Source organism: Pseudomonas fluorescens, from assembly GCF_902497745.1.
In the GTDB taxonomy this organism is placed as follows: domain Bacteria; phylum Pseudomonadota; class Gammaproteobacteria; order Pseudomonadales; family Pseudomonadaceae; genus Aquipseudomonas; species Aquipseudomonas fluorescens_BM.
Genome location: NZ_CABVHJ010000008.1, coordinates 142,179 through 155,248, shown reverse-complemented (window position 1 = coordinate 155,248; position 13,070 = coordinate 142,179). Strand labels below are relative to the sequence as shown.

Here is a 13,070-nt window from a genome sequence, read left to right as displayed (position 1 = left end):
AGCCTGCTCGCGAAGGCGGCCTCGCCACCGCTACAAATCCTGAGATTGAATCAAGCCTGCGCCGCCACCGTCACTGCCGGTCTTTCCGGCTTGCGCAGCGCCTCCAGCCTTGAATCGCTGTAGTTCGATTCGCGGAAGAAACGCCAGTGCCCGAACAGGTCGTAAACATGGGTGATATGCCCTTGTTCCTGATAGCCCAGGCGAATATGCATCTTCAGCGCCTGGACATTGGCGTTGTCGCAGATATCCACGACTTTTTTGAAGCCTCGGGCAGACATGACTTGCCATAGTGCGGTCTGTGCATCGACGGTCAAGCTACTGCCGAAATACTGCCGGGTAATTTCGGCACCGAACTGAAAGTATTCACCGGGCTTGACCGGGAACGTGCAGCGGTAGAAGTGGCGGTCGTAATAGTCGCGAGTGCTGGCCCAGACAAACCCGACGGTGTGATCGTCCTGGTCCAGGTACATGTGCCCCGTATGCCCTTCAGCGGCCAGCTCGGCCATGGTCTGCACGCGGTCACCAAAGTACTTGCCAAATGCCTTGGCGTTGTCCTCGGTGATGTCGACTCTGCGCAAACCTTCGCAGGGGCGCAGTTTGTTCGGGGCAATCGGCGTGACCAGGTCGCGCTCCATCCACAGCAGTTCACGGTGAGCGAAGACGTAACGTTTCCACAGCGCGCCAAGGGTGCGGCGCAGGCCTTTTTGTTTGATGCGCAGAAGCAGATTTTCGATGACGCTCATGATGCCCTCCGAGGCGCTAGCCCAGGTGTGTTGGATGGTGTTGCCGGTTGAGTTTCGGATGTGTTCGCCGCCGTCGAGTTGCCGGCACGCTGTGCGCGCCATTTTTGCAGGGCCGGTTTGACGCGGTGCCAAAGGCGTAGCCCCAGGCCCAGTAGCAAACCGCTCGGGCGCCACGAGTAGAAACTCCAGCGCCAGTGTTCCAGTTGCCCGGTCATGCGTTCGTGCAGTTGATGGCTGGAGTTTTCCAGGCTGACCCGCGACGCATCGATCCAGCGCCAGTGCTCATCCAGCCCCCAACGAATCCATTCCTCCAGCAACACCCGGCCGCTACCGAGGTCGGCGTACTGCGGCAAAAACGCCAGGTTGTAATCGTAGAGGCGGCCCTGTTCGAGCAGGCCGAGGCGGTAGCTGATGCAGCGGCCGTTCAGCTCCAGCGTCACGACCCGCACCAGGCCTTGAGTGGCGAGGGCGGTGAAAGCGCTTTGCATCCACTGACGACTGCGTTCGGTGGCGAAAATCCCGACGCCCTCGTCACCTTTCCAACTGACCGACTCGACTTCCTGCAGCGCTTCCAAAATCGCAGGCATCGACAGCGCATCCGGGGTGATTCGCCGCACTTGCGCACCGCATGCGGCAATCCGTTTGCGCGCCCGACGCAACTTGTAGCGCGGGTCACCGGAGATCTCCTGATGATCGGCGTCGCTGATCAGATGCACCGGTACTCGGCAACTCAGGCGTCGTTCAGCCGTGGAACTGCGCGCCATCCATTCGGTGAGCGCACTTTCTTCACCGGCAGGTTCCGACAGTTCATTGAGTTGCAGCAGCGCGTGGGGCAGATGCTTGCGGATCAGCACCAGCGCCTTGTGCATGTCTTCGCTGCCGAGCAACGACAGTAGGGCCAGGCGATCGGCCATTGGATAACCCAAGTGATGCAAAACGCGAAACGGTACGCCAGCGAAGCGTTCGCGGCTGGCCACCAGTGGCAGGCACAGCAGCAATTGCTCGGCTTCCCAGCCGAGCAGAATGTGCAGGCGCTGATCCTCGTCCAGGGCCTGCTCTGCCGCGCACAACCAGCCGAGGTTGTTGAACGGCGTGTGGTCGGCCACGCGCAGGCGCAGTGCCTCGAAGGCTGTTGCCGGGAAGTCGGCAGCGCATAGAGAGGTGCGCCATTCGAATCGCATCACCATGGGTTCAGGCCGCCGTTGCTTTGACAGGTGGACGGGAAGTTTTACCCAGCGCCGCCAGACGCGAGCCGCTGTAGCGGGTTTCGCGATAGAAGCGCCAGCGGCCGAACAGCGTGTAGATATTCATGATCCGCTGTTGTTCGGTATAGCCCATGCGCAGGTGCAGCTTGAGCGCCGGGACGTTGCTCGAGTCACAGACATCGACCACTGTGTGGCAGCCTTGGGCGGCCATGGCTTTCCACAGGCGCAGTTGCAGATCTACCGACAATTCGGTGCCCCAGTAGGCACGGGTCAGTTCGCCGCCGAACTCGAAAAATTCGCCGGGTTTGACCGGGAACCGGCAAAGGTAGTAATGCCGATCGAAATAGTCGCGCGGTGTGCCCCAGATAAACGCCACGGCATCGCCTTTGTCGTCGACATGCATATGCCCGGTGTGACCGTCACTGGCCAGCTCGGCCATGACGCCGACGCGGTTTCCGAAGTAGCGGGCAAAGGCGCTGGCGTTGTTTGCGGTGATCTTCAGCATGCGCAGTGGCGGGTAGGGTTTGAGGCTGTGCGGCGGCACGGGGCTGACCAGATCGCGCTCCATCCACAGCAGTTCCTGATGGTCAAAAATGTACATTCTGCGGATCTTCGCCAAGGTCGCTCGCAGGCCTTTACGACGGATATGTCCGCTGAGTCTTCGCAATACATCCATGGTCTCTTCTCCTGTTGAAGGTCCCACGCACAGCAAGACGCTCGCGGGACAGAACATCGAAGGGCGGTTCATGAAGCGCTCCAGTTCAGGGAAAACACGGTTTGCCCCGGTAATTCGAAACGAATGCGCCCGTTTTCGCAGGCAAACGGTATGTCGCGGCTGCGATTGTCAGCGCCGAAGAAACGCAAGGCGCTTTGATTCAGCGGGCACCGGGCACCGCTCAGATCAACCCGTTGCATGCGCGTGCCTTTGTTCACCCCGAGCAGTGCGCGCTGCGTGTCGCCGGCCATCGCCAGGACATCCACCTCAAAAGCGTCGTTATCCAGTTGCAGCACTTGCGGCAGCCAATGCCGGGCAATGAATTGCTGGGCAAGGCCCACCGGTTTCAGCTCGAAGCGACCATCGTCATGTATGCGCACCATGCCCTTGCCGTAGGGCGGTTCGTCGGCGGCCTGAAACCAGTTGAGCATGCTCAGCAGGCCGTCCTGAGAGGCGTTGATGACCACCGAGGCCCACCACAGCGCGGTGTAATGGGTTTCCTGATCGTAGGGGCTCAGGGCTGAGCCACTGGACAGATTGGTCTGATCCAGCAGCAACGCTTTGCGTGGCTGACCTTTAGCGTCCAGCCCCACCAGGTCCGCTGCACGGCGCACGCTGTCGCGGTAGACCCGGGTCGCGAGCAAGTCGCGGATCATCCATTCATGCCAGGCCAATGCATCGACCTGATCGGCGGATTCACTGAGTAGACGCCGCGCCCAATCGATGCCGCGCTTGTCCGCTGCGTTTTCGGTGAACGGCCCGTTGACCAGCCGCGAGCTGGCCGGCATTGCGATGCGCACGCCTGCCTTGGCGTTGGCTGGGTCGCTGCGCACCTGCCGCGCCATGCTGTTGAAGATCGCCCGGTATTGTTCGTAGCTTGAATAGTTGAGATTAGGTTCGTCGGCGAAACCGATGTAGTGCGTGCCTTTGCCATTCAGGGCACGGGTGCCGGCGAGCCAGGCGTCGAGGCCGCTGTTGCTTTGTGCATCAGCGCGCAGATCGGCCTGACGCCCGGTGCCGGCGAGCAGGGTGATGTCCTGGCGAATGCCGAAGCGATTTTGATAAAGCTGACGGAACGCGTCTTCGAAATGTGGATTCTTCGAGGTGACGTCAACAAAGCTGTAGTAGCTCGCAGCGGTGGGTTTCAAGGCATCCAGTACGGCGTGACTGGCCGGCGGCGGTACGAGGTAAGGCAGTGCGATTCCCAGATCCGGCGTGCGTCCGAGGACTTTGTCGTGCAGGGTCAGACGCGTCTGCCCCGGTTCTGACTGCAAGGGTTTGAGCTGCTGCGGACTCTGCGCAAACAGATTCGCCGTGCCATCGAGCCAGAATGCTGCTTTGCCCCTACCTTGCAGAAGCAGGCGCCAGACCTGCGGTTGTTCGCTGACGGGCAGCGCGACTTGATCGAACTGCCAATAGGCACGATAGGGTTTCAGTGCCAATGACAGTTGCTGTCCATCGCCAACCCGCTGTGCCTGCAAACCGCTGACGCCGCCATGGAACTTGCCGGCCAGCACCGCGTGTTCGCCGGGTGCGACTCTGAAATACAGCTCAGTGGCGTTACGTACTTCCGCGCTGAAATGCACCTTGGCCGGAGCAAACAGCGCCACGGTTTTTTCGTCATGTTCGATCCGGTAACCGCGGAAACTGTAGCCGGGAATCTCCAGTTGGTAACTCGCAGCGCCAGGTGCCAGCGGCCAGCTCTGGCTGCCACTGGTTTCATTTGCCTTGATCAACCGTTCGCCCTGCAACTTGCCCTGACCGTCGAGCAGGTAAAGATGTTCTTCGTTAGCCTCTGCCTGCCACGCGGGCACCCAACTGACGGTCACGGTGTCCGCGCGATCGGCCTGCAGATACAAACTGCCGTCGCGGATATCGCCCCAGCGCATCGACGCTCCGTAGGCGTCCAGCGTCAGGCCGAGTCCGAACAGCAGGGCCAGGCGTTTCATGCTGTCTTCCGACGTTGCAACATCAACCACATCGGGGCGATGTCGCTGGGCAGGATGATCAAGGTTTGCCAGAACGGCACGTTGCTCAAGCGGCAATAAAGCACCAGCATCGCCACCGTCACCGCCAGATAGGCGATTGATGAGGCCGCCGCTGCACCGACAATGCCGAAGGCAGGAATCAACAGCAGATTCAGCGCCAGGTTGAACAGAGCGCCGATGCCCATCAGCAACGACACCGTGCCCGGGCGATCCTTGCCAATCAGATCCAGGCGCAGAATGCTCGCATAGCACAGGCCCAGCAGGCCGGGCAGCAACGCGAGCAGCGCCGGATACGCCGGTTGATACGCCGCGCCGAACAGCGTGACGATTAACCATTCGCCGATCACTGCCATGGTCAGGCAGGCGCCGAGCATCACCGTGGCGGTCAGGCGCAGCGCCAGCGGTGTGACCTTGTCCATGCCTTTGTCCTGTTGCAGCAGTCGCTTCATCAGCGGTGTGGTGACCGCCTCCGGAACGATCAGCAACAATTCGGCGGCGGCGCTGGCCATGGCGTAGTGGCCGAGCGCGGTACTGCCCAGCAGGGCGCCGATAAACAAGTAGTCGGAGCGCAGAATGATCTGTTGAAACAGCAGGTCCGGATGGCTGCGTGCACTGAATCGCAGCAGCTCGTTCTGGCTCGCACGGTCCCATTGCAGTTGCAGCGGTTGTGCGCGTTTGAGCCACATCCAGCCGACCAGCACCACCAGGCTGATGCCGGCCAGCCAACTGATCAGCGCGGCTTCGAGTGCTGCCTCTTTCCACATCCAGAACAGCGCAACAAACAACAGCAGCGGCGCCAGGGATTCGATCAGACGCAGAACATTGAAGGCAACCACGCCACCCGATGCGTTGTGCAAGGTCAGCAGCCCGCTCTTGAGCACGGTCAGCGGCACCGCCAGCAGCAACAGCCACGCCAGCAGACCCAGTTGCATCGTCACATCGAGTTCGCTACCAAATTCTCGCGCCAGCGCAACCACCAGCAAGGTCAGCAGCCCGGCCAGAAGACAGCCGAACACCAACACCTGAGCGAGCAACAAGCCCATCGGCCGCTGATTGGCCGCTTGATAACCGACTGCCGAATTCAAGCCGCCGCTGGTCGCCGCGCTGATCAGATCAGGCAGGGTGCTGAGCAGGGCGAACAAACCGCGTTCACTCGGGCCGAGAATCCGCGCCAACAACACATTTCGCAGCAGGCGCAAGGCAATCATTGCCAGTTTGGTGCCCATGCTCAGGGCCAGATGCTTGAGGTAGCTGCCGCGACTCATGGCCGTGCCCCGCGATAAATGCGCCACGACAACAACGCCGGATTGCACGCGATGCGCTGACTGACGCCGAAGCGCGGCAGGTTCAGCGGGTCGCCTTCGCCGCGATAAATGCCGGTGCCGGTGCCGAGGGCGAACGGATAATCGTGATTGGCGATCTGCTCGCGCACGCGTTCATCGTTGTCGCCGTTGGGGTAGCAATACACTGGCAGTGGGCGGTTGCAGCCGTTGTACAAGGCATCGCGGCTGCGGCTGATTTCTTCGTTCAGGCGCTGATCATCCAGGCCGGTGAGGATGGCGTGGCTGGCACCGTGCGGGCCAAAGCGCACCAGACCGGAAGCCTCCAGCGCGCGCACTTGATGCCAGTCCAGCGCTTGCGGCTGTGATTCGGCTGGGCACTCATCGGTGAGTTTTTCCAGTTCCTGCGGGTCAAGCGTCTTCAACCCTTGAAGGAAATGCAGCAGCGCCAGGCTGCGGCGGTCGACATCGATGTCATCGAGCAGTACCGGCAATGGGTGATGCATGAACTGCAGGCACTCGATCAAGTGCATCCGCGCTTTTTCACCGTGGCTGCCCCACAGGGTTTCGCCAAGGCTTTCCCACCAGAAACGCTGACGGCTGCCGATGAAATCGGTGGAGAGGAAAATGCTCGCCGGCACTTGATGTTTCTGCAGCAGCGGGAAGGCGTTGACGGCGTTGTCGCGCCAGCCGTCATCAAAGGTCAGCGCCACCCGTGGGCGCTCGCTGCGCAGCGAATTGGGCTGGAGGATTTCCATCAGCGGCACGCAATCGAAATGCCGACGCAGCCACAGCAGTAAATGCTCGAAGGCCTTGGGCCCGACGCACAGTTCATTGCGGTGCGGGAGGTTGGCGGCACGGTCGTTGGCCAGTACCCGGTGCAGCATCAGAATGACCCCGGCGCCGTGCAACTGGTTGCGCCCAACGGACGAGTTGAGATAGAGCCAGCCGCTGGTGCGTTTCAGCAGTTGTTTGATCGCCATGGCATGAGTCCTCTCAACGATTCTGGTCAGGATTCCACTGTGCGTAGCGTTGCCCGCGCAGGAATTGCCACAGACCGACGCTCATGCCGGCCAGCGTCACCAGCAGGAACGCAGCGAGGCGGAACGGTTTCGGTAAACGGTGTTGCGAATCCAGCAGGCCGGCGATGGCAACCGCGTAGCCGATCAATTGCGCAACCAGGCTCAGGCGATAGAAACCGTGCTCGTTCCACAGCCAGAAATTGCTCAGCAGCAGCGGCAGCAAGAGAATCGGCGCGAGGCGGCGGATCAGTTTGTGGCTGATCAAGGCGATGGAATAGAGGCCGTACTTGAACGGATTCAGCAGGGCACTGCGTTGCGCCAGACTCTGCAGGCCGCCGACGGTGACCCGCTGGCGGCGGCGCCATTGCTTGCCCGCTTCGTCGACGCCCTGGTCGATCACCTGCGCCTGGGGGACGTAAACGATGCGTTTGTGCGCGACCGGCGCGCAGGTACTGATGAAGAAATCGTCGTTGACCTCGGCCGGTACGTTCTGGAACAGTTCGCGGCGCAAGGCGAGCAGGGCGCCGTCGGCGGAGACCATGCAGCCGGTGCGATTCTCGACCCGGCGCAACCAGCCTTCGTAATGCCGATAGAGGCTGTCGCCAATACTCAGGCCGCCACCGGTGACCGGGATCACCATATGCCCGGCGCAGGCACCGACCTGCGGATCGCTCAATGGCGCGAGCAAATGGCCGAGGGTGTCGCGCGACCATTGGTTGTCGGCGTCGGTGAACACCAGAATGTCGCCGCTGCTCACGGCGACGCCGGCATTCAGTGTGGCGGCTTTGCCCTGACGCGGCAGGTCGAGGACGGTGATGCGCGGATCAATCACTTTGCGCGCGCAGGCCACGGTGTCATCCGTCGAGCCGTCACTGGCGAGAATGATCTGCAGCGTCGCCGGTTGGTAATCCTGGGCCAGCAGCGTGCGCAACTTGTGCTCGATGTGTCGCGCCTCGTTGTGCGCGGCGATGACGATGCTGACGTTCAGCGGCGGTGTCGGCGCGTGCCGCCAGGCCGGGAACAGCGGCGCCAGCAAGGTCAGCAGCAGCGGATAGCCGATGTAGGCATACGCCGGCAGCACAAGGCACAGGCAAAAAATGAATTCAGCCACGGGCGGGCCTCCTGGCGTTCCAATGACACAGACTGAGAACAAGTGCCGCGCTGGGCAGGTGCAGGCGTAACCAGTGCAGACCCCACAGCTGCAAGGTGAGGCGAGCATTGTGGTGCTTGATACTCTGCCGCACGCTGAGCGCCAGACTCGGCAGCAGGGTCAGCACCAGCAGGATCACCGCGAGCTGCGCGAGGCCGGCGAGCAAGGCAACGATCAGTAGAAAATCCGTCATCCAGACCAGCAACGACAGCAGCGGAAAACGCAGCAGGCGCAGGCTCATGCCATGGGTGCGCAGCAACTGCAGGTGGCTGCCTTGGCGCCACAGCTCCTTGCCCATCCATTCGCGCCAGTTCATTTCGTAGCCCCAATGCAGGGCGATGCTGTTACTGGTCGACAGCAGCCGTGCGCCCTGTGTGCTCAGACGCAAGGTGTATTCCTTGTCTTCGCCGGTGCGCAGGGTTTCGTTGAATCCGCCGACGAGGTCAAACCAGCGTTTGCGCATCAACAGGTTGGCGCTGGGCAGCCAGTCCACGGTGCGACTGGCGTGCGCTGATGGACGCAACATGCGCCGTTGCCAGGCGGTCGCGTACCACGGCGCGGCGGCGGGGGTGTGCAGATCCAAGCCAAAAATGTCGCCCTGATTCTGCGCTTCGAGAGCGAACAATTCGCTCAGCCAGTCTTCGGGCATTTCGATATCGGCATCAATGAACGCCAGCCATTCACCGCTGGCAACCGTTGCGCCCCGATTGCGCAGGGCGCCGATCAGCAGGCCGGGCAGCACCAGCACCTGTGCGCCGAATGCGCGAGCGATCTGTGGCCCGTCATCAGTGGAACCGTTGTCGACGACGATCAGTTCACAGTCGATGTCGGCGGCGTTCGCGGCTTTGCGAGCGGCCAGGAGGGTGCGGCCGATGTGCCGTGCCTCGTTGTACATCGGAATGACGATGCTGATCCGGCTCATGCCTTGGCCTCCGTCAGCGGCGCTTGCTCGGCTTTCAGGCGCAGCACCCAAGTCAGTGCAAGCATGATCCACAGGTACTTCAGGTTCGGCGCGCTGAGAAACATCAGAAACAACGTCAACGATAGAAAACTCATTCCCAGATGGGTGATCAGGTCAGCGTGCTGCCACTCGCGCCGTTGCAGCCATTCGCGTCGTGCGCGGATCAGGTTGTAGAAACCCTGCACGAGCATGCCGACAAACAGCAGGCCGGCGGGAATCCCCAGTTCGCTGAAGATCTCCAGATAAGTGTTATGCGCCCGGCGATACAGGTCGCCGATCTTGCGGTTGGCCGAGAATGCCTTGGCGTAACCGGTGGTTGCGTAGTGCAACGGGAAGGTCCCGGGGCCGGAGCCGAGCAGCGGATGCTCGCGGATGATCTGGCTGCCGACGACAATGTACGAGGCGCGACGGCCGAGGGATTCATCCTGAGCCTTGGCCCCGGCGCTCAAGATACTCAGCGACTGGATGCGCGCGAGATATCCGGCAGGCATCGCATAAATCGCCAATGGCAGCACGATGGCGGCGCCGAGCATGGCGAATCCTAAATGCCGGGGACGAATGCGGTTGAGGTGCTGGCGGTAATGCCAGACCCCGATCGCCAGACTCAAGGCCAGTACCACCAGGCCTGAGCGCGACTCCGTTTTGGTCATGCCGCCGAGCAGCAAAAGACAACAGCCCGCCCAGAACAGACGGTGCAGCAAATTCGGGCTGCGAATCACCAGCAGCAGGCCCAGCGGCACGGCGAAGGCGATCAGCAGCGCAAAAGCATTCGGGTCTTCGAGCAGGCCGGCGGCGCGGCCCTTGTCCTGGAATCGGCTGGAAAACATCGCCATCGCGCAGGTGGCGCTGACGCTGAGCGTGACCAGCCGAGCGAACAGATCGAGGTTCAGCTCGCGGCCGACCAACAAGGTGATCACGAAAAGAATCAGGCCCACGCTCAGTTCACGCAGATGACTCTGTGACATGCCCATGTTGTCGGTGGCGAGCAGGCTCAGCAGGTACAGCGCCATGAAACCGATCAGGTAGCGCCACAGATTGCTGCGCAGGCGCTGCGATGGAATCTGATGCAATGCCAGTTGCAACGCCAGGATCAGTGCCAGCGAAGCACCGATCAATTTGCTCCCGGATAACGCGCTGTCCTTGAAGAATCCTTCAAACGGCACCAGCGCGGCAATGCCCAGCAGGCCCCACGACGGTTTGCGGTAGAGCACCGTGAAACCCAGCAGCCCCAGCACTGCCCCCGGCGCCAGATACGGATAAGGACTGACCAGCAAAGCCATGCAGACCAGTGCCAGCAAGCTGACGATCGAGAGCGGGAAAATCATGCGCGTGCCTCCCGTGCCGTGTGGATGTACAGCTGCGACCAGCGTTCAGCCAAAGCCTTGAGGTCGTAGCGTTCCTGTTGTGTGCGTCTGGCGTTGTCGCGTAGTTGTGCGGCCAGCTTCGGTTCGGCCAGCAACGTGTCGAGCTGACGGGCGAGGGCGGCGGTATCGGTTGGTGCGGCGAGCAGGCCGTTGTAGCGGTCCTGCAAGACATCGGGAATGCCACCGACCGCGAACGCCACCACCGGCACCCCGGCCTGCATCGCTTCGAGCAGAATCATTGGCGTGCCCTCGGTGCGCGAGCTGATCACCAGTGCATCGAGTTGCTGCCACCAGCCTTGCATCGCCGTCTGATAGCCCGGCAAGCGAATCCGCTGTGGTAAACCGGCAGCGTCGATACGCGCCTGCAAGGCTTCACGTTCCGGACCGTCACCGAGCATCACGGCGTCCAGTTGCGGATGCTGGTGACACAACGCAATCAGCGCATCGAGAAACAGATCCGGGCCTTTCTCGCTGCTCAACCGACCGACGTAACCGACCAGCCAGCGTTGTCGTTCCAGCGCCGGCGGCAGCGCTGGCGCCGCTGGCAAACCGTTGGGAATCACCTGCAACTTCTCCGCACTGACGCCGGCCTGACGGTGCAGCGCAGCGATGCTTTGCGCTACGCAGACCACTCGCTTCACCGAGGCCGTGCGGCACAGTTGCAGGCTTAGCCAGGTGTAGAACTTCTGCTTGCGACTGCGCGGGGTGAAACCGTGCTGAGTGACCACCAGCGGCAGGTTCGACAAAGTGGCGCCGACCCAACCGAACAGTAGCCCTTTGAAGTTGTGCGTGTTGAGCAACGGCTTGTCACTACGGCGCTGATGCAAGTGCCGCAGTAGTCCGCCGAGCCCGGTACAGCCGCGGGCGTCCACCCCGGCCTGGCGAAAACGCTCGATCAGCTCTGGTGGCCCGTCGAGGAACAGCACTTGATGCTGCCCCGGCGTCGCCAGGCAATGATCCAGCAACATCCGCTCGGCTCCGTAGAAGCCGCCACTGCTGAGCAAATGAATGATCGGCAGGGCGACGCACGGGGTGGACGCCGCGTTCACTTGCGCACCCAGTGAACCAGGCTCGGCACGGTCCAGTTCTTGTGCGGATTACCCGGCTGCGACGTTTCTTCGTTGAGCACCAACAGCACCGGCAGGCCCAGTTCATGACTGATTTGCGCAGGATGCTTGAAGCGGTGATCGAAGAACTCACGTACATAGACGAAGGCAATGGCCAGCAGCAGACCGGTGAGCAGGCCGAACGGAATGATCAGCATCGGCTTGGGAAACGCCGCCTCGGTCGGTTCATACGGCGGACTCAAGACACGGGCGTTGGACAAGTCGTTATCCAGCGCGCGCGTCGTGCTGCTTTCGGCAAAGCGCTGCGCATAGGTTGAAAACGCTGCGTGCAATGCGCCGATCTCGGTATCCATCTGGCGCAGCTTGCTTTGGGTCTGCTGCAATTGATGGATGCGATTCTTGAACTCGGTAATGCGCGCGGTTTTCTGCTCGATCACCTGGCTGACCACCGACAGGTCGATCGTGCGCTCCTGGATACGGTTGTTGACCACTTTGAGGAACTGCTGGCGTGTGCGGGCAATCTGCTCGCGGGCCAGCAACATCGGTTCGCTGCTGGGCTGAAATATCGCCAGGTCGTTCATATAGCGGCTGACCTGAGTGGTCAGCGCCTCGCCCATCTGCCGGATCTCGCGATCCTCGAACGCGATGTTGTCCACCGTCGTCGTGAAGGTGAACGGAAAGGTGTAGTCATTGAGTTTGTTGGTGTTGGCGGTGGCCAGGCTGGTTTTCAGATAATCGAGCCAGCGCTGGCTCTGCAGCAAGCGATCGCGATACAGGTTGAGTGCCTGCTCTTCGGTGTTGATCGCGTTGAGGCGAAAGGTGATTTCCTCTTTCGGATCGGACGAACCGACGCTTTCCAGCAGGCTCAGCCGCTCGCCTTCCAGACCGTCGAGGCGGACCTGATACTGAAGCTTCTTGGTCTCGTAGAACGAGTGCGGCAGCTCGATCGATTGCAACGCCTGACGATCGACCAGATAGTTTCGCAGCAGCGTGGCAACGAACGTCGTGCCTTGGGCGGGATCAGGGAAGCTGTAGACGATCGAGATGACATTGGAACCCGGCAGAGTTTCAATCTTCAGATTGTCGATGGCCTCCTGGGTCAAGCCATCCAGTGCCGTGTCGCGCACCGGATCGGTTTCCATGCCCAGTGCATCACGCAGCGGATTGATCACGTATTCGCGCAGCGGCGTGCTGACGTAACGCTTGAACGGTTCGGCCAGCTTGCTGAGCATCCCCGGCGGCGGGTTGTACTGACCCTGGTCGCGCAGTTCGCTGATGGTCTGACGGATCAGCGCCGGCGAACGGAGGATGTTGCTTTCGGTTTCCATATCCGCCAGCGATGGCGGAATGAAGGTGGCGTTGTCCTGGGTCAGCGAGGTGGTCGCATCGCCCTGGGAGAGTTTTTTCGACTGCACGATCACCTGCGCGGTGATATCGAAGCTCTGTTTGAGCAACAGCGGCAGCAACAGCGCGATCACTGCAAAGATCAGGAAGATGCGCTTCACCAGTTGCTTGTTGGCGAAGAAAATCCTGAAGAACTCGTGCAGGTAATTTTCTTTCGGAGTCATGTCGTTC

General features: G+C 61.3%; 11 protein-coding genes. All 11 read right to left on the bottom strand.

The features are described 5' to 3' along the window. Positions 1–50: 50 nt before the first annotated feature. Positions 51–743, bottom strand: a complete 693-nt coding sequence (locus F8N44_RS14810) for an N-acetyltransferase (protein WP_150650804.1) — start codon at positions 741–743, stop codon at positions 51–53. Beyond that, positions 740–1,930, bottom strand: a complete 1,191-nt coding sequence (locus F8N44_RS14805) for a GNAT family N-acetyltransferase (protein ID WP_150650803.1) — start codon at positions 1,928–1,930, stop codon at positions 740–742. Before F8N44_RS14805 ends, F8N44_RS14810 begins: the two co-directional genes overlap by 4 nt. A 4-nt stretch (positions 1,931–1,934) precedes the next feature. Next, entirely contained in the window at positions 1,935–2,624 is a 690-nt protein-coding gene (locus tag F8N44_RS14800; protein ID WP_150650802.1) for a GNAT family N-acetyltransferase, read from the bottom strand. A gap of 68 nt (positions 2,625–2,692) precedes the next feature. Further along, positions 2,693–4,612 (bottom strand): hypothetical protein, encoded by a 1,920-nt coding sequence (locus F8N44_RS14795; RefSeq protein ID WP_150650801.1) that lies wholly within the window; start codon positions 4,610–4,612, stop codon positions 2,693–2,695. Beyond that, positions 4,609–5,916, bottom strand: coding sequence for an oligosaccharide flippase family protein (locus F8N44_RS14790; protein ID WP_150650800.1), 1,308 nt, complete (start codon positions 5,914–5,916; stop codon positions 4,609–4,611). The genes F8N44_RS14795 and F8N44_RS14790 overlap by 4 nt, the downstream gene beginning before the upstream one ends. Continuing rightward, a complete protein-coding gene (locus F8N44_RS14785; RefSeq protein WP_038369605.1) occupies positions 5,913–6,914 on the bottom strand; it encodes a polysaccharide deacetylase family protein in 1,002 nt (333 codons plus the stop codon). The genes F8N44_RS14790 and F8N44_RS14785 overlap by 4 nt, the downstream gene beginning before the upstream one ends. A 13-nt stretch (positions 6,915–6,927) precedes the next feature. Beyond that, on the bottom strand, positions 6,928–8,064 hold the full coding sequence (locus tag F8N44_RS14780; protein WP_150650799.1) for a glycosyltransferase: 1,137 nt from the start codon (positions 8,062–8,064) through the stop codon (positions 6,928–6,930). Next, positions 8,057–9,025 (bottom strand): glycosyltransferase, encoded by a 969-nt coding sequence (locus F8N44_RS14775; RefSeq protein WP_150650798.1) that lies wholly within the window; start codon positions 9,023–9,025, stop codon positions 8,057–8,059. Before F8N44_RS14775 ends, F8N44_RS14780 begins: the two co-directional genes overlap by 8 nt. Further along, entirely contained in the window at positions 9,022–10,389 is a 1,368-nt protein-coding gene (locus F8N44_RS14770) for an O-antigen ligase family protein (RefSeq protein ID WP_150650797.1), read from the bottom strand. Before F8N44_RS14770 ends, F8N44_RS14775 begins: the two co-directional genes overlap by 4 nt. After that, positions 10,386–11,477: a glycosyltransferase family 4 protein gene (locus tag F8N44_RS14765; RefSeq protein ID WP_150650796.1), complete on the bottom strand. Its 1,092-nt coding sequence runs from the start codon at positions 11,475–11,477 to the stop codon at positions 10,386–10,388. The genes F8N44_RS14770 and F8N44_RS14765 overlap by 4 nt, the downstream gene beginning before the upstream one ends. Further along, positions 11,474–13,063: a GumC family protein gene (locus F8N44_RS14760; RefSeq protein WP_150650795.1), complete on the bottom strand. Its 1,590-nt coding sequence runs from the start codon at positions 13,061–13,063 to the stop codon at positions 11,474–11,476. Before F8N44_RS14760 ends, F8N44_RS14765 begins: the two co-directional genes overlap by 4 nt. Positions 13,064–13,070 lie beyond the last annotated feature (7 nt).